General features: G+C 64.3%; 25 protein-coding genes and 1 pseudogene. 6 read left to right on the forward strand and 20 right to left on the reverse strand.

Annotation, left to right across the window (positions count from 1 at the left end; all coding sequences use genetic code 11):
* Nucleotides 1–2 precede the first annotated feature (2 nt).
* The 11 genes from F562_RS0105465 to F562_RS18205 form a co-directional block, all read right to left on the reverse strand.
* On the reverse strand, nucleotides 3–347 hold the full coding sequence (locus F562_RS0105465) for a type II toxin-antitoxin system PemK/MazF family toxin (RefSeq protein WP_026181028.1): 345 nt from the start codon (nucleotides 345–347) through the stop codon (nucleotides 3–5).
* On the reverse strand, nucleotides 341–589 hold the full coding sequence (locus F562_RS0105470; protein WP_018155930.1) for a CopG family ribbon-helix-helix protein: 249 nt from the start codon (nucleotides 587–589) through the stop codon (nucleotides 341–343). The genes F562_RS0105465 and F562_RS0105470 overlap by 7 nt, the downstream gene beginning before the upstream one ends.
* A 67-nt stretch (nucleotides 590–656) precedes the next feature.
* Entirely contained in the window at nucleotides 657–1,565 is a 909-nt protein-coding gene (pdxS, locus tag F562_RS0105475; RefSeq protein ID WP_018155931.1) for a pyridoxal 5'-phosphate synthase lyase subunit PdxS, read from the reverse strand.
* 118 nt (nucleotides 1,566–1,683) lie between these two features.
* The gene (locus F562_RS0105480) at nucleotides 1,684–2,262 is read right to left on the reverse strand and encodes a hypothetical protein (RefSeq protein WP_018155932.1); all 579 of its coding nucleotides are present in this window, start codon (nucleotides 2,260–2,262) and stop codon (nucleotides 1,684–1,686) included.
* Nucleotides 2,262–3,404 carry a glycosyltransferase family 4 protein gene (locus F562_RS0105485; protein WP_342661916.1) on the reverse strand — a complete coding sequence of 381 codons (1,143 nt, stop codon included), beginning with the start codon at nucleotides 3,402–3,404 and terminating at the stop codon, nucleotides 2,262–2,264. The genes F562_RS0105480 and F562_RS0105485 overlap by 1 nt, the downstream gene beginning before the upstream one ends.
* Before the next feature lie 14 nt (nucleotides 3,405–3,418).
* A complete protein-coding gene (locus F562_RS0105490) occupies nucleotides 3,419–4,339 on the reverse strand; it encodes a phosphatidylinositol mannoside acyltransferase (protein ID WP_018155934.1) in 921 nt (306 codons plus the stop codon).
* Nucleotides 4,336–4,950, reverse strand: coding sequence for a phosphatidylinositol phosphate synthase (gene pgsA, locus F562_RS0105495; RefSeq protein ID WP_018155935.1), 615 nt, complete (start codon nucleotides 4,948–4,950; stop codon nucleotides 4,336–4,338). The genes F562_RS0105490 and pgsA overlap by 4 nt, the downstream gene beginning before the upstream one ends.
* Nucleotides 4,951–4,980: 30 nt before the next feature.
* The gene (locus F562_RS0105500; RefSeq protein WP_018155936.1) at nucleotides 4,981–5,526 is read right to left on the reverse strand and encodes an HIT family protein; all 546 of its coding nucleotides are present in this window, start codon (nucleotides 5,524–5,526) and stop codon (nucleotides 4,981–4,983) included.
* Between the two features lie 6 nt (nucleotides 5,527–5,532).
* Nucleotides 5,533–6,819 (reverse strand): RNA polymerase sigma factor, encoded by a 1,287-nt coding sequence (locus F562_RS18200; protein WP_018155937.1) that lies wholly within the window; start codon nucleotides 6,817–6,819, stop codon nucleotides 5,533–5,535.
* Nucleotides 6,816–7,175, reverse strand: a complete 360-nt coding sequence (locus tag F562_RS0105510; protein WP_018155938.1) for a YciI family protein — start codon at nucleotides 7,173–7,175, stop codon at nucleotides 6,816–6,818. Before F562_RS0105510 ends, F562_RS18200 begins: the two co-directional genes overlap by 4 nt.
* 4 nt (nucleotides 7,176–7,179) lie before the next feature.
* Nucleotides 7,180–7,530: a VOC family protein gene (locus F562_RS18205; RefSeq protein ID WP_018155939.1), complete on the reverse strand. Its 351-nt coding sequence runs from the start codon at nucleotides 7,528–7,530 to the stop codon at nucleotides 7,180–7,182.
* Between the two features lie 137 nt (nucleotides 7,531–7,667).
* Here F562_RS18205 and F562_RS0105525 point away from each other — a divergent pair, with 137 nt between their 5' ends.
* From F562_RS0105525 to F562_RS0105535, 3 genes are all read left to right on the forward strand, one after another.
* Entirely contained in the window at nucleotides 7,668–9,011 is a 1,344-nt protein-coding gene (locus F562_RS0105525; RefSeq protein WP_211206482.1) for an L-lactate MFS transporter, read from the forward strand.
* 14 nt (nucleotides 9,012–9,025) lie between these two features.
* On the forward strand, nucleotides 9,026–9,163 hold the full coding sequence (locus tag F562_RS20905; protein ID WP_018155942.1) for an MFS transporter small subunit: 138 nt from the start codon (nucleotides 9,026–9,028) through the stop codon (nucleotides 9,161–9,163).
* Between the two features lie 90 nt (nucleotides 9,164–9,253).
* Complete coding sequence (locus F562_RS0105535) at nucleotides 9,254–9,688, forward strand: nitroreductase family deazaflavin-dependent oxidoreductase (RefSeq protein WP_018155943.1); 435 nt, start codon at nucleotides 9,254–9,256, stop codon at nucleotides 9,686–9,688.
* 13 nt (nucleotides 9,689–9,701) lie between these two features.
* Here the strand turns inward: F562_RS0105535 and F562_RS0105540 are convergent, their stop codons facing one another.
* Together F562_RS0105540 and F562_RS0105545 are read right to left on the reverse strand one after the other, a co-directional pair.
* The gene (locus F562_RS0105540) at nucleotides 9,702–10,880 is read right to left on the reverse strand and encodes a lipid-transfer protein (RefSeq protein ID WP_018155944.1); all 1,179 of its coding nucleotides are present in this window, start codon (nucleotides 10,878–10,880) and stop codon (nucleotides 9,702–9,704) included.
* A gap of 1 nt (nucleotide 10,881) precedes the next feature.
* The gene (locus F562_RS0105545; protein ID WP_026181029.1) at nucleotides 10,882–11,535 is read right to left on the reverse strand and encodes a TetR/AcrR family transcriptional regulator; all 654 of its coding nucleotides are present in this window, start codon (nucleotides 11,533–11,535) and stop codon (nucleotides 10,882–10,884) included.
* Nucleotides 11,536–11,719: 184 nt separating this feature from the next.
* Here F562_RS0105545 and F562_RS0105550 point away from each other — a divergent pair, with 184 nt between their 5' ends.
* From F562_RS0105550 to F562_RS0105560, 3 genes are read left to right on the forward strand one after another with little or no spacing between them, the layout of a single operon-like run.
* Complete coding sequence (locus tag F562_RS0105550) at nucleotides 11,720–12,508, forward strand: SDR family NAD(P)-dependent oxidoreductase (RefSeq protein ID WP_018155946.1); 789 nt, start codon at nucleotides 11,720–11,722, stop codon at nucleotides 12,506–12,508.
* Nucleotides 12,509–12,556: 48 nt separating this feature from the next.
* Nucleotides 12,557–13,684 (forward strand): DUF5938 domain-containing protein, encoded by a 1,128-nt coding sequence (locus tag F562_RS0105555; RefSeq protein ID WP_018155947.1) that lies wholly within the window; start codon nucleotides 12,557–12,559, stop codon nucleotides 13,682–13,684.
* A 4-nt stretch (nucleotides 13,685–13,688) separates the two neighbouring features.
* A complete protein-coding gene (locus F562_RS0105560) occupies nucleotides 13,689–15,248 on the forward strand; it encodes an AMP-binding protein (protein ID WP_018155948.1) in 1,560 nt (519 codons plus the stop codon).
* Here F562_RS0105560 and F562_RS21360 read toward each other — a convergent pair.
* The 7 genes and pseudogenes from F562_RS21360 to F562_RS0105595 all read right to left on the reverse strand — a co-directional run.
* Nucleotides 15,223–15,390 (reverse strand): annotated as a pseudogene (locus tag F562_RS21360) (GNAT family N-acetyltransferase); the annotation flags it as partial. The gene F562_RS0105560 and the pseudogene F562_RS21360 overlap by 26 nt on opposite strands.
* 85 nt (nucleotides 15,391–15,475) lie before the next feature.
* Nucleotides 15,476–15,901 (reverse strand): DoxX family protein, encoded by a 426-nt coding sequence (locus tag F562_RS0105570; protein ID WP_018155950.1) that lies wholly within the window; start codon nucleotides 15,899–15,901, stop codon nucleotides 15,476–15,478.
* A gap of 54 nt (nucleotides 15,902–15,955) precedes the next feature.
* Nucleotides 15,956–17,953: a threonine--tRNA ligase gene (gene thrS, locus F562_RS0105575; protein ID WP_018155951.1), complete on the reverse strand. Its 1,998-nt coding sequence runs from the start codon at nucleotides 17,951–17,953 to the stop codon at nucleotides 15,956–15,958.
* 106 nt (nucleotides 17,954–18,059) lie between these two features.
* Nucleotides 18,060–19,901, reverse strand: coding sequence for a BCCT family transporter (locus F562_RS18210; protein WP_156822549.1), 1,842 nt, complete (start codon nucleotides 19,899–19,901; stop codon nucleotides 18,060–18,062).
* Between the two features lie 45 nt (nucleotides 19,902–19,946).
* Nucleotides 19,947–20,912, reverse strand: coding sequence for a 3-hydroxyacyl-CoA dehydrogenase NAD-binding domain-containing protein (locus F562_RS0105585; protein ID WP_018155953.1), 966 nt, complete (start codon nucleotides 20,910–20,912; stop codon nucleotides 19,947–19,949).
* Nucleotides 20,909–21,820 carry a beta-keto acid cleavage family enzyme gene (locus F562_RS0105590; RefSeq protein WP_018155954.1) on the reverse strand — a complete coding sequence of 304 codons (912 nt, stop codon included), beginning with the start codon at nucleotides 21,818–21,820 and terminating at the stop codon, nucleotides 20,909–20,911. Before F562_RS0105590 ends, F562_RS0105585 begins: the two co-directional genes overlap by 4 nt.
* Nucleotides 21,817–22,692: a TetR family transcriptional regulator gene (locus tag F562_RS0105595; RefSeq protein WP_018155955.1), complete on the reverse strand. Its 876-nt coding sequence runs from the start codon at nucleotides 22,690–22,692 to the stop codon at nucleotides 21,817–21,819. The genes F562_RS0105590 and F562_RS0105595 overlap by 4 nt, the downstream gene beginning before the upstream one ends.
* Nucleotides 22,693–22,735: the final 43 nt, after the last annotated feature.

The raw sequence follows: 22,735 nt of genomic DNA on the forward strand, positions 1-22,735 counted from the left end.
CGTCACAGGTCCACCACCCGCCGCAGTCCCTGGTCGACCGCGTCCATCAGGCTGTCCGGCAGTCCAACGCCGGTGACATCGAGGTCGGAGCGGTCGACAGTCATCGGCTGCGACACATTGACGACTGAGTCCTTCGCCAAGCCGGATGTCAACGCTGGAATGAACACATTGCCAGGGTGGCGTGCAAGCACAGTGTTGGACGTGATCGGCAGAACAACGACCGTCGAGATTCTCGAGGAGTTGTAGCGGTCCGACTGCACGATGACGGCTGGTCGCCGCTTCGCTGGAGCGCTGCCCTTGGGTTCACCGAAGTCGACCCAACAGAGCTCACCGCGCCGGATCACCACTCGTCCAGTGCCTCGACCTGCCGGATATTCGCTGTACGCCGCAGCCCGGCCGTCTCCTCGCCGGGTTGCCCCACTGCGTCGATCGCGCCGTCAATCTGTGCCGTCAGGTCCGCATCGGCCAGGTTGTCGGCGTACTGCTCGGCAGCTCGCCGGTAGAACTCCGAACGTGTCATCCCATGCCTTTGCGCAATGCGGTCGAAACGCTGTGCAGCTGAGTCGGGAAGGCTGATCGCGGTCTTCATGAATCAGACGGTATAACTTTTTCGACCCTCGATCCAGGTAGGCCGAGTTCACTCGACGAGCGTTGCGTCACCAACCGCGCTCGGCGAGCCGGTGCGGAACGGGCAGGTCGGCCACGTTGATCCCCACCATGGCCTCACCCAGACCGCGTGACACCTTCGCGAGCATGTCGGGGTCGTCGTAGAACGTCGTGGCTTTCACGATCGCAGCGGCACGCTCCGCGGGATTGCCGCTCTTGAAGATGCCCGACCCAACGAAGACGCCTTCGGCGCCCAACTGCATCATCATCGCGGCATCGGCCGGCGTCGCGATGCCGCCTGCGGTGAATAGCACCACGGGGAGCTTGCCGAGCTCGGCTACCTCGGCAACGAGTTCATACGGTGCGCGCAATTCCTTTGCAGCCGCGAACAATTCATCTTTCGGCAGGCCCGCCAACCGGGCAATCTCCGCGCGGATCGTACGCATGTGGAAGGTGGCGTTGGAGACATCGCCCGTGCCGGCCTCACCCTTCGAGCGAATCATCGCCGCGCCCTCGGAGACACGCCGCAACGCCTCGCCCAAGTTGGTCGCGCCACACACAAACGGCACGGTGAACTTCCACTTATCAATGTGGTGAGCCTCGTCGGCCGGAGTCAGCACCTCGGATTCATCGACGTAATCCACGCCCAGGCTTTGCAGCACCTGCGCCTCGACGAAGTGTCCGATTCGGGCTTTAGCCATGACCGGAATGGACACCGCCTCGACGATGCCGTCGATAAGGTCCGGGTCGCTCATGCGCGCTACCCCACCCTGCGCGCGAATGTCGGCCGGCACGCGCTCCAATGCCATGACCGCGACCGCACCAGCGTCCTCCGCAATCTTGGCCTGGTCTGCCGTGACGACATCCATGATGACCCCACCTTTGAGCATCTCGGCCATCCCACGCTTGACGGCTCCAGTGCCGGTTGCTGGTCGGTCAGTACGGCTGTCGATAGTCACGTGCGCTCCTCAAAGACGGGTTGTCTCCACCACGCTAGCCCGTCGAGCAGGCAGGTAAGTGCCACGCGGAGCCGTATGGCACTTTGTTGCCATGGCGGGAAAGTGTACGCAGCGCTGGTCAGCCGAGTGCGTCGGGCAAGCCGTCGTCGAATTCGATCGTGCGCGGCAACTCGGTGTGCCCGGCCAACCGGAACCATCGCACTAGTCGCTTGCTGCGCACCTTGCGCACGTCGCGAGCGGCGTCGTTGTAGAACCGCCGGGACAGCTGGACTCTGGTGCTTGCGTTGCGCACGATGCCGAGGCATTCAGCGCCGATGGCATCGCGAGTGCGCAATTCTGACACGACCTCACGGGACAGGACGTGCCGTAATGCCTCAGTCAATTGGTTCTCGGCGTCTTCGCGCTCAGGAGCGATGCCATGCTCTCGAACCTCGGTCGCGACGGCTTCCTCGTCGGCCAACTCCAGCGATGCGGTCGCAGCGCCACCAAGCACCAGCGCCGACACGTTGTCCAACTCCTCGCATCGCGCCAACTCCAGTGCGGCCTCCGCGCGGCGCACGAGTTGGGCATCCAGCGCCGCCACGGTTCCTTCCACTCGCCCGTGCAGGCGATCCAACCGTGCGGCGGCGTACGTCAGGCGCCACGCAATCAAGGACAGCACGGCGACGATCAGCGCGACCCAGCCAATGACCCCCATCAGTGGGCCCCTCGTCGCCGACGCGACCAGCCACCCGAGGGCGGCGCATAGCCCGCGATGGCCGTCTCGTAGACGGCCAGGATGTCTTGAGAGAGAACGCCCCAGTCAAACGTCCACGCCCGCTCGAGCGCTGCAGCACTGAGCTCAGACCGCTTGGGCTCATCGCGAATCAACCGAATCGCCTGTGCGGCAAGGTCGTTCGGGTCTTCGTTTCGGAACAACTGTCCGACCCGCCCCTCATCAAGTACTCGGCTGAAGGCACCCAGATCGCTGGCGAGAACTGGGGAGCCAGCGCTCATCGCTTCGATCAAGATGATGCCGAACGACTCGCCCCCGGTGTTCGGTGCGCAGTACACATCGACCGAGCTAAGCAGCCGAGCCTTGTCCTCATCGCTGACCGATCCCAGAACCTCCACAGCATTGCGCACGACCGCAGGCTGGCCGCGCAGCACATCGTGCGGGTCTCCCGGCCCGGCCGCAAGCAGCCGCAGCCCGGGAAACTCCTGCAGCAGTCGGGGCATCGCTTTCAACAGAACGGGTAGGCCCTTGCGCGGCTCTCCCATGCGGCCCAGGAAAGCAAGCGTCGGACGGTCCGGTGTTCCCTGCCACTCGGGTCTGGCGCTGGCCTGATGAAAGCGCTCGACAAAGACACCGTTGGGGATGATCACCGCATCGCCACCCAAGTGGGTGGTCACCGTGCGGCGGGCATCCTCGGATACCGCGATGCGGGCGCTGAGCTTCTCCAGGCTCGGCTGCAGCAAACCGCCCAGTGTCACCAGAAGTCGGGAGCGCAGTTGGGAGGTATGGAATGTCGCGACGACCGGACCCTCCACGGCAAACAACGCCAGCATCGAGACGCTTGTCGTGATCGGCTCATGCACGTGCACCACGTCGAACTGACCTTGCTCGATCCACCGGCTCACCCGCGCAGCCGTGACCGGACCGAACGTCAATCTGGACACCGAACCGTTGTAGGGCACCGGCACTGCTCGACCGGCGGACGTCACGTAGTCCGCTAGCGGGGTGTCGTCGTCCGCCGGTGCGAGTACTCCGACGTCATGGCCTTGGGCAATCAGGCTCTCGGCCAGGTCAAGGACATGCAGATTGACCCCGCCGGGCACATCGAAGGAGTAGGGGCTCACGATGCCAATCCGCATCAGCGACCCCCCGCGGTGTCGAGATCCTTCTCGAAGACACGCTGCATCATGTGCCAGTCCTCGGTGTAGGCGTGAATCTGCTCGCCTAGGTGATCCATGCACCGCTGGGTCATGTCCTGAATCTGGTCGGTACGCGTGCCCTCCCCCGGCTCAATGAGGTCTGAGAAGGTCGCCACCACATCGAAGCCCGAACCGTCCGCGCGGCGTTCGTAGCGCACACCAAGGGCATACAGCGCTGCCCCGCTGGCGAGCGCCACTGCAGCCGGACCCGCGGCCACCCGCGCGTTGTGCCCCAGAAGTTGAACAGTCACTCCGCGACTCGTCAGATCGCGGTCCGCAAGGAGCGGAATGAAGGCGCCTTGCCGTGCTGCCCGGACCAACGTGCCAAATGGGTTCTCGCCGCCGGTCAGCGGGATGATTCGCATCCCGAGCGACTCGCGAAAGGTCAAGAATTCCTCGAAGAGTTCCTCGGGCTTCAGCCGCTCCGCCACGGTGGTGACCGGCGCGAAGTACGTGGTGGCCCAGGCCCCGCATAGATCCCAGTTGCCCATATGGCCGAGGAAAACGACCAGCGAACGTCCCTCCTTGAGCACCTCTCGGGCGCCCGCATCCCCCACCAGGCGCACCCGCGGCTCAAGATCCTGCGCGGAGTAACGACTCAGGCGGAAGGCATCGCACCAATAGCGAAAGTAGGAGCGCAGCCCGTCGCCGACGAGTGCCTCCAATTCTTCGGCGTCGAGCTCTGGTCGCACCAGGGCATAGTTGCTGCGCATCCGGTCGACGCCTTTGCCACCGCGCCGGTGCACCAGCGCGGCCAGCCCATCGAACGCGGTGTATGCCGCCCGCTCCGGGAGACGCCGCACCAACGTCCAGCCCACCCGGTAGGCGGCGACGGTGACCTGATCGGCGAACTCGCTCATGATTCGGACGCCAACGCCTGCTTGCGCACGGTGAGGATGCGTTGGAACACGGTGATCAGGGACGCTACGGCCAACAACGCGAGCACCACGGTGAGCACCACCTCAGGTAAGCCGAGACCCACCAGACCAGTAGCCAGCAGGACAGCGACGAGCCGGTCAGCACGCTCGGCGATGCCCACATTGGCGGTCATTCCCAGCCCCTCGGCTCGCGCCTTGGAGTAACTCACCACACTTCCGAGGATCAGGCAGGCCAGTGAGAGCGCCGCCATCAAGGTGTTGGCACCGTCACCGGCGTAGTAGAGCACTAACCCGCCGAAGATCGCGGCGTCGCCCACTCGATCCAAGGTGGAGTCCAGATAGGCACCCCACCGGCTGGATCGGCCCGAGGCGCGCGCCATCGTGCCGTCGATCGTGTCGGAGAACACGAACACGGTGATCACCAACGTGCCGACGAGGAACTCGCCCCGCGGGTAGAAGGCCAGCGCACCGACACTGACACCGATAGTCCCCACAAGGGTCACGACATCCGGACTAATGCCCAGTTTGAGAAAGAGCCTCGCCAAGGGGGTAAAAATCCGGGTTGCCAGGGCCCGCGCGAATCGGTTCAGCATGATGCGGACAAGACTACTGAGCCGGGCCCATCAATCCGACCAGGCGGCCGCGAGCGCCTGTCGGGTGTCTTCGAGCAGCGCCGGAAGCGCCTTAGTTTGAGCGACGATCGGGAGGAAGTTTGCGTCGCCGCCCCATCGTGGGATGACATGCTGGTGCAGGTGCGCCGCCACTCCCGCGCCCGCGACCTCACCCTGGTTCATCCCGAGGTTGAATCCGTGGGGTTCCGAAGCACGCTCGATGGCGCCGATGGCCGCCTTCGTGAGCGCGGTGAACTCGGTCGTTTCCTCGTCGGTGAGGTCGACGTACAGCGACACGTGGCGGTAGGGGCAGATCAGCAGGTGGCCCGGGTTGTAGGGGAACAGGTTGAGCACCGCGTAGCAGGTCTGGCCACGGTGGACAACGAGGCCATCGGCGTCCGATTTCGCCGTAGCGGAGCAGAACGGACACCCAGCGCCCGCTTCATTGGTGGGTCGTTCGCCCTTGATGTACGCCATCCGGTGCGGGGTCCACAGCCGCTCGAAGCCGTCGTTGACGCGGGCGAAGTCTCCTTCGGGCTGGATCTGCTCACTCACCACTTGATCCTAGGGCCACCCTGTTTGGGCGATGGAGGTCCTCTTCAACTCCTGCAAGAGTCCGGCTTGCGCATCCTCTCCACTGAGATCCAGCGCAGCCTGAAACGCAAGGCTTGCGGCCTGGTGCTCACCGAGCGTACGCAACAGATGACCGCGGATGACATGAAACTGTCGGTGGCTAGCCAGCGCTTCGGCCAGGTCATCAATCCGCTCTAACGCCGTCTGCGCGCCGTCGCACTCAGCGATGGCCACGGCTTGTCCAAGCCGAACAATGGGCGTCGGCCAATGGCCTAACAACAGGTCGTACAGCTCCACGACCTCCGCCCAGTCCACCTGATCGTGACTGCGTGGATAGGCGACGGTGGTGCTGATCGCCCCATGGATGAGGTACGGCCCGCGCCCGCCCTGTGCCAGAGCCTGGCGTAGGAGAAGGTCTGCCCGCTCGATCATGGTCCAGTTCCATGCGGACCGGTCCTGTTCGGCGAGTGGCACCGGCCAGCCGCGATGATCACGGCGGGTGCCCCCTCGCGCGGACAGCACCAAAGCCTGCGCAAGAAGTCCCTGCGGTTCGGTGTGTCCTGGCAAAAGGTCGACCAGCGCCTCGAGCATCCGCAGGGCGACATCGATGAGTTCCGGCCCGGCCTTCGCCTCGGGTGATGACCTGGGATCGGGGCCCTTCTGCCCCGCGGCGAGGAGTACCGAAATCACATCGAGGACGACGTCCAGGCGGTCGCCAAGGTCCGCGTCGCCAGGAACCCGACACGGCATACGGCTGATCGCAATGCGCTTCTTGGCACGCGTCAGGCGAGCCGCCATCGTCGACTCAGATACCAGAAACGCCTCGGCGATCTGTGCCGTCGTCAGGCCACCCACCAACCGGAGGGTCAATGCGACCCGTGCGGTGGGCGCCAGTGCCGGGTGCGCGGCCAGAAAGATGAGCCGCAACTGCTCATCGAGCACGACGGGGGCGGCCTCATCGTCGATCTGTTGGTCCTGTCGGGATGCCTTGCGGTGTTCCTCCGGATCGCTATCCCACACCAGCAGCGGGAGTTTTCGACGCAGGTTGCCTTCCCGGCGCACGACATCGAGCGCTCGCCGCCTGGCCGCCGTCGCCAACCACCCGCCGGGGTTGGTTGGCACACCGTCCTGGCCCCACGCGGTGAGGGCCTGTGTGTAGGCGTCCTGGACGGCGTCTTCCGCGAGGCTGAGGTCCCGCGTCACGCCGACCGTCGCCGCCAACACCGTGCACCAGTGGGCCCGGTGCGCGGCGGCGACAGCCTGAGCAGCAGCGCTCACGGCGTGGTGGCGACCGTGTCGAGGTCGATCATCGGACGCACCTCGACCCCGCCGCCCTGCTGCACGATCGGATTGCGCCGAGCAACGGCGATCGCCGCGTCGAGATCGGACACCTCGATGACGTAGAAGCCGACGACGACCTCGTTAACCTCGACAAATGGTCCGTCGACGATGCTGTCTGCTCGGATCGAGGTCGTCGCAACGTGGTCGGCCAACGGGCTCCCGAAGACCATCACGCCTTCCTCATGCAGTTCTTGGGCATGCGACTCGTGCTCGGCCATCTCCTGGGCCAACACCTCAGAGTCAGTCGTCCAGGAGTCACTGGGGTAATACATCAACACCGTGTATCGAGCCATCGCTTCACTCCGCCTTGTTGAGTAGTCCGACTTCGACCCCTTCGGGGTCGGAAAACGGCACGAAATGCAGATTCTCGAATCCCTGGACGGCCCAGCCAGATCCGGGCGCGAGGCCCGCGTCTGCGACACGCCGGACCTCAGCATCCAGACTATCGACCGCGAAGGCGAAACTCTGACTCCCCGAGCGTGCGGGATCCAGGATCACCTGGAAGATGACGCCACCAGGCTGGTACCACTCCCGGCAGTTCGGGACCGGGGAGGCGTCCGGCTCCCGGCCAAACAGCGCGGCGTACCAATCAACGGCGGGTTGGTGCTCTGCGACATAGCGGGTGATGAAGGTGCTGTGGATGTTCATGGCTTCTCCTGATCGTTTCGGGCAGCTCGTTGTGCCGCCTCTACCAAGATGTCGAACGCGTAAGTCAAAATCGACAGCCTCATCTGTGGCACGCTCGGCGCGAAGCCGTCGGCCGAAGGGAGCACGCCGTGTCTGCCTTGTCATTCCTGGACCGAGAACACACCATCGCCCCGCCGGGATATAGCCGTTGGCTCATCCCTCCGGCCGCGTTGGCCGTACACCTCTGCATCGGTCAGGCGTACGCCACGAGCGTCTACAAGGCCCAGCTCGAGGAACATTTCGCTGCGTCCAAGACTGCGATTGGGCTGATCTTTTCGATCGCCATCGTGATGCTGGGCCTGTCTGCGGCCGTTTTTGGCACCTGGGTGGATCGGGTCGGCCCGCGCCGCACGATGTTCACCGCCGCGTGTTGTTGGGGTGCCGGGTTCCTCGTCGCCGGATGCGGTGTTGCGATCGAGCAACTGTGGGTGGTCTACCTCGGGTATGGCGTCATCGGCGGAATCGGCCTCGGTCTGGGCTATATCTCGCCGGTCTCCACCTTGATCAAATGGTTCCCGGACCGACCCGGGCTCGCGACCGGCATGGCGATCATGGGCTTCGGCGGCGGCGCGATGGTCGCCTCGCCTTTATCGACGCAACTTCTGACCTGGTTCGGCGCCGACGTCGACCCGGGCAGCGCGGTCATGAAGCTGTTCTTCACCCTGGGTGTCGGCTATTTCTGCTTCATGATGATCGGAGTCTTCCTGGTACGCGTTCCAGCGCCCGATTGGCACCCCGCCGGGTGGGATCCAGCCGAGCACCGGCCTAAGGCGTTGCAGACAACCGCCAGTGTGTCGGCGGCGAACGCCATTAAGACCCCCCAGTTCTGGTTGCTGTGGGTGGTGCTGCTGTGCAACGTGACGGCCGGCATCGGCATCCTGGAAAACGCCAAACCCATGCTGCAGGACTACTTCCGCGACAGCAGCGGAGTCAGCACGGTAAGCGTAGCGGCAGCCGGTGGATTCGTCGGGCTGCTCTCGCTCGGCAATATGGCCGGGCGATTCGTCTGGTCCAGCGTGTCGGATTATATCGGCCGCAAGATGACCTACGTCATGTACCTCGGAGTCGGCATGGTGCTTTATGCCGGAGTGGCCACGATTGCCTCCAGCTCCACCGCCCTATTCGTGACGCTGGTGTTCATTATCGTCAGTTTTTATGGCGGCGGCTTCGCCACCGTTCCGGCGTACCTGCGCGACCTATTCGGCACCTTCCAGGTCGGCGCCATCCATGGGCGGCTGCTCACCGCGTGGTCCACGGCAGGCGTCCTTGGCCCCCTGATCATCAACGGGATCCTGGACGGCACCGGCAAAAAGCCAGGCACGATGCAAGCCAGCGACTACCGCCTCGCCATGCTCATCATGGTCGCCATCCTTGGGGTGGGTTTCGTCTGCAACATCTTGATCCGTCCGGTGTCAGAACGCTTCCACGAGACCGATCGCTGACCGAAGGAGAAACCATGTCCCACGCGCCGAACGACCGACCCGCGCTGGCACAGCGACCACAGCTCATCCTTGCCTGGACGGCCGTCGCCGTGCCGTTGCTCTATGGCCTGGCCAATACGATCAAGAACACCCTGCCGCTGTTTGGCGGCTGAGCGATTTCTTGCTCTGCTGGAATCGACCGCGCCGCCAGGCTGTTGGCTCAGACGAAGGATTCTGCAGGACCCCAGACGAAAGGCAGTGACATGACATTGACCGGTGAATATGCGCAGGAGAAGACCCCGTGGGTCGCCGACCAGTTGGCCAAGATCGACGAGGCTGGCACCACCCGGGCGGTCGACGTTGCAGGTATGCGCGTAGCCGTCTTCACGATTCGTGGTCGTAAAAGCGGCCTCCTTCGACGAGTGCCCCTGATGCGCGTCGAGCACGAAGGTGTGTACGCACTCGTCGCGTCCAAGGGCGGCGCGCCCGAGCACCCCGCGTGGTACCACAACGTGCAAGCTCACCCTGAGGTTGACGTTCTGGACGGTGACCAGGTCGTGACGGGCACGGCGCGGCAGATTAGCGGTGCTGAGCGCGACGAGTGGTGGGCGCGCGCCGTCGAGGCGTTCCCGCAGTACGCGGAATACGAGAAGAAGACGGACCGCGAGATCCCCGTCTTGCTGGTCGAGCCCGCCTAGTCGGCGTGTCTCGTCAGCGTTCGTACAACGTGACGACGGCCGCACCGCCGAGCCCTATGTTGTGCTGCAACGCGAGCCGCGCGCCCTGGACCTGACGCTCCTCGGCTTCACCGCGTAGTTGCCAGACCAACTCCGTGCACTGCGCCAGCCCAGTGGCACCCAACGGGTGGCCCTTGGACAGCAGACCGCCCGAGGGGTTGGTCACCACGCGACCGCCATAGGTATTGAGTCCGTCTTGGACGAACTGCTCCGCCGTTCCGGGGGCGGTGAGGCCCAACGCTTCGTACGAAATCAGTTCGTTCGCAGTGAAGCAGTCGTGCAACTCCACGACGGGGATGTCCTCCGGGCCGACTCCAGCGCTGTCATAGACCTCGCGCGCGGCGCGGGCCGTCATGTCGTATCCGACGAGCCGGGTGAGGTCCTCGGGGTCAAAACTGGACTCCGTGTCGGTCGTCATCGACTGCGCCCGGATGGTCACGGCCCGGTCGGCGACGCCCATCCGTTCGGCGTACTCAGCAGACGCGATCACGACCGCGGCGGCTCCGCAACTCGGCGGGCAGCACTGCAGTCGAGTTAACGGCCCGAAGACGTCACCTGAGCCAAGCACCTCCTCGACCGTCACCGCATCCCGGAAGATGGCGTAGGGATTTCCGGCCGCATGCTGGCGCGCCTTCACCGAGATCTTGGCGAAGGTGTCCGGCGTGGTGCCATATCGGTCTGCGTAGTGCTGCCCCGCGCCACCGAAAAACTGCGCCGCAAGAGGGACATCCTCGTGCGTGCCCTGCGCCTCCGTGGCAACGTCGGTGAAGCGATCCAGCGGGTCTGGTCGGTCGGGCCATTGCGAGACCAGCGCGCCACGCTTCATCTGCTCGAACCCAAACGCCAGGACGCAGTCCGCAGCCCCGCTCTCCACCGCCTGTCGGGCGAGGAACAGCCCAGATGAGCCCGAGGAACAGTTGTTGTTGAGATTGATGACTGGCACACCGGTCGCACCGACGCGATAAAGCGCCCGCTGGCCACAGGTGGAGTCCCCGTAGACATAGCTGGCATAGACCTGTTGGACTGCCTCGAGCGGGACGGTGGCGTCCGTGAGCGCAGTCCGGATGGCGTCCTCGGCCATTTCGTCGTACGGGCGGGACATGCGCGGGGTGGCAAAAGGCACCATCCCGACTCCGATGACGACGGCCGACATGTCAATCTCCTCTGATGAGTGCTGCGAGAAGCAGCGGGATCTCTGAGCGCAGGAGCTCTGCGGCCTGCACACTGTCGTGGTGATGGCGGTGCAACGCGTTCTCGAAGGTTCCATCGAAGACTGCATAGGCACCGGCCGGAGAGAGCACGCACTCGGCGCGCGCGAGTTCGGCGTAGCGCTCCAGAACGCGCAGGATCATGTTCTCGAGTTGTCGATCCAGGTCACGGACGGTCTCGGCTAGATCGGTCTCGAACATCGCCTGACACCGCAGGTCGTACCACAGCCGGTGCATCGCGGTGTCTTCGCGCAAGGTGGCGACCAGGCCCTCAGCGAAAGCAGTCGCCAGGTCGGGTGCCGTTGCCGACTCGGCAACAATCTGGTCGTAGCGGCTGACGCATCCCTCCTTGTATCTCCGGACGCAGAATGTGATCAGCTCAGCCTTGTCGCGGAAGTAGTAGTGCAGCACGCCGTGGCTGAAGTCCGATTTCTGGGCGATCTCGCGCAGGCTGGTGCGGGCATACCCAAGGTCGCCCAGTGTGGCGAGCGCCGCGTCAGCCAGTTCACCGCGACGAATCTCGAATTTCGCCAGCACGGGACGGTCAAATCGATCGTCCGCTGCAGGGGTCGTCCTGTCAGTCGTTGTCGCCTGAGCCATCGCCAGCACCTCTCACCTTCACGCAGATCAGCACGTCTGCTTGTCACTTCCGGACGGAGACAGTCTAGGCAGCACCTGCGTTTGACCAATTGTCCAAATAAACCTTGACAACTGTCAAGGCTTCGGGGGAAGGTTGCGTTCAACGAGGTGATCCACCTCACACATCACGGCGCGAGGAGAACCCATGACCACGATCGACTTGACCGGACGAGTAGCACTGGTGACCGGCGGCGCACAGGGCCTTGGCGCCGGAATGGCAGAGGCGCTTGCGGCGGCTGGCGCGCGGGTCATGGTCGCCGACGTGCAGGACGCATCGGGTACGGCGGCCGCTCTCGGCGAGGGACACAGCTCTGTCGTGCTCGACGTGGCTGACGATGCTGCGTGGGAGAAGGCCATCGCCGCCACCGTTGAGCAGTTGGGTGGCCTGGACATCCTGGTCAACAACGCAGGTATTGAGATCACCTCGCTCCTATCGGACGTGTCAGCCGACGACGTGCAGAAGATGCTCAACGTCAACATCCTGGGCACCACCCTCGGGATCAAGAACGGGTTCCGTGCCATGCGTCCAGATGGGCCTGCGGGCAAGGGCGGCGTGATCATCAACATCGCCTCGGTTGCGGCGACCATCGCCTTTCCAGGCATTGGCGTCTACTCCGCCACCAAGTCCGCGGTGGATCGCCTCACTCGCGTTGCCGCGATGGAATCCGGAGCCCTGGGCTTCGGCGTCCGCGTCAACTGCGTCTACCCCGGCCTGGTGCCGACCGCCATGGGAGCTGGCCTGGCCAACGACGTGGCCGAGATCGGGCTCTTCGAATCACCCGACGCTGCCGTGGCCGCGGTCGTCGCCCAGACGCCCGGCGGGCGCCTCGGCACGGTCGAGGACATGGCCGACGCGGTCGTCTTCCTTGCCTCCGATGCCGCGAAGTTCATCACCGGCGCGGGCTTGCCCGTCGACGGTGGCATGGGCATGTAGCCCCAGTCCTTCCCGCTCGCCCCACTCAGACTTCTCGAAAGGCCTTTCATGAGTACCAAGCCCGTCATCGTCTACGGCGCCAGCGGCTACACCGGCCGCCTGGTCTGCGAATACCTGCGCGAATACAACGTGCCGTTTATCGCGGCCGGCCGCAGCGCCGAGAAGTTGCAGGACTCGATGGATTCGCACGTCGCCGGCATTGAGACCGCCGATTATGAGGTCGTCGCCGTGGAGCACACGGTTGAAGCACTCACCGAACTCTTCCAGGGCGCCAAGGTCGTGCTCAACACCGTCGGCCCGTTCTCCGAACTGGGTCCGGCGGTCGTCGAGGCGTGCCTGGCCGCTGGCTGTCACTACACCGACACCACCGGCGAGCAGGACTGGCTGATCACCTGCGACGAGAAGTACGGCGCCGAGTTCGCCGAGGCTGGCTTGCTGCTCTCCCCCGGTATCGCGCACATGTACACCACGGGTGAGATCGCAGCCCAGGTCGCGTTGGAGACGCCCGGTTTGGACACGCTGGACATCGCGGTGTTCTGGGGTGGCAGCCCGACCATCGCATCGACCCGCACCATTCTGGTCAACGCGGCGACCTCCTCGGCATACTTCCTCCAGCAGAACGAATACGCGCCCTTTGACCCGGCACAGGGTTTGGTACCTCTCGTCGTACCCGGCCAGCACGAACTCGCCCAGTCCTTGCCGTGGGGTGGCACCTCACACCCGGTGTGGTTCAAGCGCGACCCGCGAGTCGCCAACTGCAGGGCTCAGGGCGGCGTGTTCAACGCGGCACTGATGACCAATGTCCCGCAGATCGTCGCCAGCGCCCTTGAGGCCACCAAGGACATGGACGAGGAGCAGCGCAACGAGGCGCTCACCGCGACAGCTCGGCAGGTCATGGACCAGATGCCACCGCGCGAGAACCCGCGCCTGAACAAGTCGTTGGACTCGGTGCATGCATCAGGACCGTTGGGTCGAGTGCATGTTGCCCTGCACGGCAATAGCAACTACAAGCAGACGGGTCTCTTGCAGGCCTATGCCGCCTACTACCTGCTGCAGCAGCCGCCATTGCGGGTGGGTTTTGCGTCCGGGTGCCAGGCCTTTGGCCACCGCGAGTTGCTTGGCGTTCTGCAGGCCTTCGGCCTGGTGTCCGCCCCCGTCGTGACCACGCAGGTCTGAGCCCATGCGCATCGTCGACTTCTTGGACAAGGGCGCTTCGCTTAACCCGGCCGCGCCATGTCTGACTACGGATGGAGCCTCACTGTCGTACGCCGACGTGCAGGAGACGTCCTTCGAGGTCGCCGCTGCGCTCCACGCTGCAGGGGTGCGCGCGGGAAGTTCGGTGGCCATTCTGGCCTCCAACGACCCGACCGCGTTCTCCTGTGTTTTCGGGATCAGTCGGGCTGGTGCCGTGTGGTGTCCCATTAACCCGCGGAACGAGGCAGCAGAGAACCGTGAACTGCTCGACCTGTTCGACTGCGAGGTGCTGTTCTTTCAGCGCTCGTATGCCGACCTGGTCGCCGCTATCGCACCCGACCTCCCGAAAGTGCGCGTCTGGGTCTGCCTTGACGCTTCGTCCGCTGCCCTGGACGAACGTCTGCCAGACGCGCTCACCTGGTCCGACTTCCTGGCACCAGGGCGCCAGGAAGTCGGCCGGGTCGATCTTCCCGCCGTCGACGATCGGGCCATGATCGCCGGCACGGGCGGCACCACCGGCCGACCCAAAGGGGTGACGCTCAGCGGAACCAACCTAGAGACGATGACCGCCATCACCTTGATGGCGTATCCGTTCGACGGGCGTCCGGTCTACCTCGCCCTCGCCCCACTGACCCACGCCGCGGGGGTGCTGAGCTTTCCCATCCTGTGCCTTGGCGGCGAAATCGTCATCATGCGGGCGCCGGACGTCGGCGGATTCCTGGAGCACCTCGAGCACCACCAGGTGACGCATACGTTCCTGCCACCCACGTTGATCTACATGGTCCTGGGCCATGAAGCACTCGAGCGCACCGATCGTTCCTCGCTGCAGTGTTTTTGGTACGGCGCGGCGCCCATGTCGGCGACTCGCCTGGAGGAAGCACTGACTCGAATCGGGCCAGTCATGGCCCAACTCTTCGGTCAGACCGAAGCGCCCATGATGATCTCCACGATGTCCCCCGCCGACCACTTTGGACCAGATGGCGCTCCGGCGCTGGACAAACTGTCCTCGGCGGGCCGTCCTGCTCCCCTGGTCACCGTTGCCATCCTCGACGACAAAGGGAACCAGTTGCCGCGCGGAGAGCGCGGTGAGATTGGCGTTCGCTCATCCTTGGTCACCGCGGGGTATTACAAGAACCCCGAAGCCACGGCCGAAGTCAGTGCACACGGCTGGCATCACACAGGCGACATCGGCTACCTCGATGAGGACGGCTTCCTCTTCATCGTCGACCGCGCCAAAGACATGATCATCACCGGCGGCTTCAATGTGTTCTCCACCGAAGTCGAGCAAGCCCTCATGGCGCACCCGGCCGTACGCGACTGCGCCGTGATCGGTCGCCCAGACGAAAAATGGGGCGAGCGCGTTGAAGCCGTGATTCAGCCCGTCCCCGATGTCGATTTCGACGCCGGTGAACTCATGGCCTTCGTGAAGGGCCGCATCGGGTCAGTCAAGACCCCCAAGGTCATCCACGTCTGGACCGACTTGCCGCGCTCCAAGGTGGGCAAGGTGCTCAAGAACGAGATCAAAGACGGACTCGCCGCTCCATGAGCTGGGCGTCGGGGGTCTCGAAACCCATTCGGGCGTAGAGGGATCGGCCGATCGGGGCGGAGTTGAGCTGGTAGCGTTCCACGCCGGTTTGCTCGCCCCAGTCGAACATCACACGGATCAACGACTCCCCCAGTCCTTGACGACGGTGTGTGGGTGGCCCGCTCGATCGTGACCTCGCTCACAGCGGGAGTCTTGCACAGGGCCACCGGCACATCAGCCGGGTGTCGTCAACGCCGACCGGTGGCCATGCTGTCCACGCTGTAGCGGCCAGGACCGACTGCCGCCAAGGCCAACGCAAACGCGCCGAGCACCGCAACGAACTCCCAGCCACCTTCGGAGGCGAACAGACCGGCCTCACGGTGGGTGAACCAGAACGCGCCAGCCATCACGCAGGCAAACAGGACGCCCACAACGACCGTGAGAGCGCCGACAACCAACAGGACGCCACCGACTAGCTCGACGGACGCGGTGAAGTACGCCGCCACGGTGGGCAGCGGTATGCCCATCCCGTCAAAACTCTTGCTCACCGTGTCGATTCCCTGGTCAAAGAATTTCTGAGACCCGTGGGCAATCATCACGACTCCCAACAGGATTCGGGTGATCAGCAGGACGGCATCGGTGACAGCCGCGGACGGGTTGAGAAAACTCTTCATGCCTGTCAGATTAGGTTGCCCTTGGTCCCAAAAGGGGATCGCGACACGGTGACTTCACTCACCCGCAGAAGTCACCTGCGCCTTGGTCTTAATGGCCGCACAGATCTCAGCGATCGCATCGTCGATCGCGACACCATTGCGCTGGGAGCCGTCGCGGTAACGGAACGACACTGCACCCGCGTCGCGGTCCTCTCCCCCGGCGATGAGGACAAACGGCACCTTGGCCTTACTGGCATTGCGGATCTTCTTCGGGAAACGCTCTGAACCGTCATCGAGTTCGACGCGAATTCCCTTCTCCCGCATGCGGTCTAGAACATCCGACAGATACGGAGCGAACTCTTCCGCAACTGGAACCCCGAGCACCTGGACGGGCGAGAGCCACGGAGGGAACGCGCCGGCGTAGTGCTCGACCAGGACCCCGAGGAACCGCTCGATGGAGCCGAATTTCGCCGAGTGAATCATGACGGGGCGCTGCCTGGTGCCGTCGCTGGCCTGGTACTCCAACTCGAAGCGCTCGGGCTGGTTGAAGTCGTACTGGATCGTCGACATCTGCCACGAACGCCCGATCGCGTCACGGGCCTGGACTGAGATCTTCGGCCCGTAGTACGCAGCGCCGCCCGGGTCGGGAACCAGCTCCAGGCCGGAGCCCACAGCAACCTCCTCAAGGATGCGGGTGGCCTCAACCCACTCATGGTCTGAGCCGATGAACTTCGCCGACTTCTCCCCATCCTCATCGCGCGTGGACAGCTCGAGATAGAAATCATCGAGACCGAAGTCCCGCAGGAGCGACAGCACGAAGTCCAACAGGTGTTGAATCTCGCCGGGCGCCTGCTCCCGGGTGACATACGAATGGCTGTCGTCCTGGGCGAACCCGCGAACGCGAGTCAGCCCGTGCACCACACCGGATTTTTCGTTGCGGTAGACGTGGCCGAACTCGAAAAGGCGAACCGGCAACTCGCGGTAGGAACGCCCGCGCGACCGGAAGATCAGGTTGTGCATCGGGCAGTTCATGGCCTTGAGCCGGTAAGGCGTCTCATCGACATGGAATTGCTCGAACATGCCATCGGCGTAGTACGGCAGGTGTCCGGAAGTGTGGAACAACGCTTCCTTGGAGATGTGCGGAGTCCCGACGTAGTCGAAGCCTTCCTCCAGGTGACGCTGGCGGACGTAGTCCTCCATCTCCCGTTTGATGACCCCACCCTTGGGGTGGAAGACCGGGAGCCCGGAGCCGAGTTCCTCAGGGAAGGAGAACAGGTCAAGGTCGGCGCCAAGACGCCGGTGGTCACGCTTCTCCGCTTCGGCGAGGCGCTCGAGGTAGGCCCTCAGATCGTCTTTGCTAGCCCAGGCGGTCCCATAGATACGCTGCAACTGAGGATTCTTCTCTGAGCCGCGCCAGTAGGCCGCAGCCGAGCGCATCACCTTGAACGCGTTGCCGATCACCTTGGTCGACGGCACATGCGGGCCGCGGCACAGGTCGCCCCAGGCACGGCTGCCGTCCTTGCGCAGGTTGTCGTAGATCGTCAACTCGCCAGCGCCGACCTCGGCGCTCGCGCCCTCAGCGGCTTCTTCTGCTCCGCCCTTGAGGCCGATGAGCTCCAATTTGTATGGCTCGCCGGACAATTCGGCGCGTGCCTCCCCGTCGCTGACTACGCGACGCTCGAAGGTCTGCCCTTCGTTGATGATCTTCTGCATGGCCTTCTCGAGGGCCTTGAGGTCCTCGGGCTGAAACGGTTCTTCGACGTCGAAGTCGTAATAGAAGCCATCCGTAATGGGCGGGCCAATCCCCAACTTGGCGTCGGCATTGGCCTGCTGGACGGCCTGCGCCAAGACGTGCGCGGTGGAGTGCCGCAGGATCGCCAGACCGGCTGGTGAGTCGACGGTAATCGGCGCGACCTCCGAACCGTCGAGAAGTTCGCGGAAGAGATCCTGTTCCTGGCCGTTGACGGTCATGGCAACGACGGAGCGGTCCTGGCCGAAAAGGTCCGTGCCTGTCGTTCCGGCGTCCACCGATCGGCTCTCTCCATCGATGGTCACGGTGAACTGTGCGGGCACGGGGTCTCCTCGGGAACGTAAGTGGCAGCGCGCACGGTCTACGGTCGAACGCGCCCCAAGATTACCGGCCCCGGGGTGCACCTCCCGCGCCCCGGGGCCAGACCGCTTAGTCCGGACGGTCCTTTGACTCCGACTCACGCGTGGCCTCGACGTACCACTCAGTCAGGTTCGGATCGTCAGTGTCCAGCCAGGCACCGGCACCGGTGTGCTCATCGACCTGGGTCGCACCGAAGACGAAGTCGTCACCGTGCCCCTCGATACCGCGCCGCACGCCCTGCTCCACGGCGGCGTTCGCGTACTTGGCTCGCAGGATGTAGGGGTCGGTCTGCAGGTCCTTCCACCACGCAAACATGATCCCGATGATGATTATCGCGAACGGCAGTGCCGTGTCGATCATGATCGCCTGGAGGCCACCGAGCGCGTCCTCCCCACCGGCAATCAGCAGCGATATCGAGGTCAGACCCAGCAGGACACCCCAGGTGATCGTCACCCAACTCGACGGTTCAGGCTTGCCACCTTGGGACAAGGAGCCCATCACGATCGAGGCGGAGTCTGCCGATGTCACGAAGAAAATCACGATGGACAGCAGCGCCAACACCGACGTGATGGTGCTGAGGGGCAGGTTGTCGAGGACCGCGAAGAGCCTGGCCTCGGGGCTCCCGGCCCCGCTAATGCCCTTGCCCTCGGATTCCATGTGCATCGCGGTGCCGCCAAAGATCGAGAACCACACGAAGCACACGCCTGCCGGAACCACGACCACGACGGTGGTGAACTCCCGCAAGGTGCGACCACGCGAGATCTTGGCGATGAACAGTCCCACGAAGGGCGACCAGGCGACCCACCATGCCCAGTAATACGTCGTCCAGCCCGCCATGAAGTCCGAAGCGTCCTGACCTTGATTCGGGTTGCGCGACAGCATCGTGCCGAGGCTGCTCCCGAATTCGGTCAGTCCGGCTGGCATCAGGTTGAGCAAGAAGACGGTCGGTCCGGCGATAAACACGAAAACCGCAAGCAGACCAGCCAGTGCCATATTGATGTTGGACAGCGCCCGGATTCCGCGCTTGATCCCGGAGACGGCCGAGATAATAAACAGCGCGGTCAGGATGGCCATCACGGCGATGAGAAACGCGTTGCCGACCGGCCCGGCTCCGGTGACCACTTCGTAGCCACGGCCAATCTGTAGCGCACCGATGCCGAGGGAGATCGCGGTGCCGAACAGGGTCACGATGATCGCGAAAATGTCGATCGCGGCACCCAGGGGTCCGTGCGCCCGTGACCCCAGCATCGACTCGAACAGGGAGGAAAACAGTGGTGTCCGCCCGCGCCGGTAGGCGCTGTAGGCGATAGCGCCGCCGACCAGGGCGTAGAAGGCCCAGGCGATGGGGCCCCAGTGGAGGAACGTCTGGGCCATGGCCATCTGCACCGCGTCGGGCGAGCCGGCCTCGGCGTTTGCTCCGTGTGGTGGCTCCAGGAAATAGGTCAGTGGCTCGTGCGGCCCGTAAAAGAGCAGCCCGATGCCCATACCCGCGGAGAAGAGCATCGCGATCCAGGAAACCGTCGAGAACTCGGGCTTCTCGTCATCCTCCCCCAGCCTGATGCCGCCGGTACGGCCATAGCCCACCACCAGCATGAACAGCGCGATCGCGATCGCCAGGATGCCGAACATCCAGCCGAAGGTGCCGGTCACCCAGGCCAGCGAGGTCTCTCCGACGTCCTTGATGCTGTCGGGCGACGCAAAGGCCCAGATGATCACGGCGGCCACCAAGGCGCCCGCGATCACGAATACCGTCCGGTTGGTCGCAAACGTCCGACGCGTGCTTTCGACTCCGATTCCGGGGATGAGGGCCGGATGGACTAGGCCAGGTCGGGTCACCTCCTTGATCATCCGTTTCACCGGTCGTGGTGGCCGCGCTCCGGTATCGGGTTGGGGGTCTGTCGGCTCAGGCATACGGGGTCCTCAGGCTCGTGACGGTCATGGCGGTAGGGCGGTCGGTCAGGTGGCCTTCCCGTCTTCGGCGGTGGAGCGCATCATCGTGCGCAGGGCCACGATCTGAGCATCTCGCTCCGCCATCAGGTCGCTGATCGATCGGCCATCGCTGGCGTTCTCGCAGCCCGCGACGACCGAGTCGTACAAGTCGCGGGTGAGCTCAGGGGCGCTCAATCGAGTCCAGGGCGACTTCAAGGACGGCCCGAAGTGGTCAAGCATGTGGGCCATCCCGCCCTCGCCTCCGGCCAGGTGGAAGGTCAACATTGGTCCGTGGAAGGGCCAGCGCAGGCCCGGTCCGTCCCGTATCGACCGGTCAATCTGCTCGACCGTTGCCTCACCGTTGTCGACCATGTGCAGAGCCTCCCGCCACAGCGCCTCCTGAAGGCGGTTGGCGATGAATCCTGGGACCTCGCGGTCCATACGAATCACGGATTTGCCGATGGCAGAGTAGAACTCAGCAGCCCAGTCGACGACTTCAGTTGAGGTGCCCTCGCCGCCGACGACCTCCACGAGGGGGATCAAATAGGGCGGATTGAAGGGATGCCCGACGACAAAGCGCTCGGGATGCGTGGTGCGTACGGCCATCTCGGTCATGCCGTAGCCCGACGTCGAGGAACCGACCACGACGCCCGGCCCGGCGGCCGCGTCAATCCGAGCGAGCAAGTCGCGCTTGAGCTCCAGGTCCTCAGGAGCAGATTCCTGAACGAAGTCAGCTCCTTCGAGTGCTTCGGCCAGATCCGTGTGGACGCTCCAGTCGCTCTGGTTCGCGCCGGCAACCATGTCCAGTTCGGCCAGCGCTGGCCAGGCGTGCTCCAACAGCCGTGTAAAGCGCTCGGCAGCATCGGGCGCCGGATCCCAGATCCGGACGGTAAAACCCCGAGCCAAGAAGTATGCGGCCCACCCGCCGCCGATCGTTCCGGCTCCGACGCACGTGATCGTCTTGACGTCGGTGATCTCTGGTCGACCGTTCACAGGCGCACTCCTTCGGCCATAGGGGTCTGCACTCGTAGCCGCCAGATCTGCCGGGCTTCCTCGGGTGTCGCCACCTGCGCACCGAGGTCTTCAATGATCGATACCGCGCGCTCAGTGAGCGCGACATTGGTCGCTTTCACGCCCTTGGATAGGTAGAGGTTGTCCTCCAGCCCGACACGGGCATGCCCACCGGCGAGCACGGACTGGGCCACCCAGGGCAACTGGTTGCGGCCGAGCGCGAACGACGTGAATTGGGCGCCCTCCGGCAGCATGTTGACCATGGTGTGCAGGAGTTCAGGGTTCGGCGGCGCACCGTAGGGAATCCCCATACACAACTGGAACAGCGGCGGTGCCTCGATGAGTCCTTCCTCCACCAGGACGTTCGCGAACCACAGGTTTCCGGTGTCAAAGATCTCCAACTCCGGACGCACCCCAAGGGTTTGAATGCGTTTGGAGCCCTCGCGCAGCATGTCGGGAGTGGATACATAGAGGGTCGAGCCATCACCGAAGTTGAGTGACCCGCAGTCCAGCGTGCAAATCTCCGGGAGGAGTTCCTCTACATGCGGCAGCCGGTCCAACGCGTTGATGAGGTCAGTGCCGGGCATGTGCTCCGTGGGTGCCTGGGGATTCAGGATGAGATCCCCGCCCATTCCGGCCGTGAGGTTGATGACGGGGTCGACGTCGGAGGCCTTGATCTGTCGAACCACTTCGCGGTAGTACGCGACCTCCCGGGAGCTTTTCGTCGTCTCGATGTCGCGCACGTGGATATGGATCACCGATGCCCCAGCGCGAGCGGCCGCGATCGCGTCGGCGGCAATCTCATCGGGGCTCACGGGAACGTGCTCGCTCCGGCCGGCGGTGTCACCCGCCCCGGTGACGGCGCACGTCAGGACGACTTTGCGATTCATGAGGACTCCTTATCGGGAACGTGAATGAAAACTGCTCGGTCGAGGTAGGCGTCCATCTGTCGCCGCATCGCCGCCATGGAGAGGGTTCCGGTCAGCACTTTGAGGCCGTAGCCGTCCAGAACCGAGGTGATCTCATCAGCCAGGGCGTCAGGCGCCGCGGGCCGAACGCACCCTTGAGTTTGACCGTCGACCACTGCTGCACGGACGGTGCTCCACCATCGCCGATAACTCTCGATGTACTCCGGGTCCGGTGCGCGCCCCCCAACCGAATTGCGCGCCCAGGCCTGCACCCAGATCGACCACTCCTGGCGAGCGGCCGCACCGATCGGCGACTGCAACTCCAGAAGGCGGCGCAGTCGCTCCTGCGCGTCGTCGAGATCGGAAAGCCAGGCCACTTGGCGGTCGAAGGCCAGCTTCACCGAGTACTTCAGCGCCGCACCGAAGAGGTCGCGCTTGTGTGGAAAGTGATGGTGAACGGTCGCGGTCGACACCCCTGCACGGCCCGCGATGTCGAGCACGCGCACCTCGTCGAACCCACGATCCGCCACGAGTTCCCACGCGGCCTCGACGATGGCGCGTTGGCGTGGTGAATGCTCGTGGGCTTCTTGCCCAGATTCCTGGACGTCACTCCCCGACGGTGGCACCGAGACCAGAGCTTCTCCGCCCAGCAGCCACTGAACGGTCGCCCCGGTGACCGTGGCCAGGGAGAACAGTTCGGTCGCCGTCAGGCGGCGAACACCAGACAGAGATTTGGACAGTTTGGTCTCATCGAGCCCGAGATGCGCCGCAACCTCACGCTGCGATAGACCGCTGAGATGGATCGCTTGGCGTGCTCGATCGGCCATGGCGAGACGATCCAGGGCGTGAGGCATGGCTCACACCGTAGGGACTACTTGCGATTATCGCAAGGCGACG

The sequence above is a fragment of the Demetria terragena DSM 11295 genome (assembly GCF_000376825.1).
In the GTDB taxonomy this organism is placed as follows: Bacteria; Actinomycetota; Actinomycetes; order Actinomycetales; family Dermatophilaceae; genus Demetria; species Demetria terragena.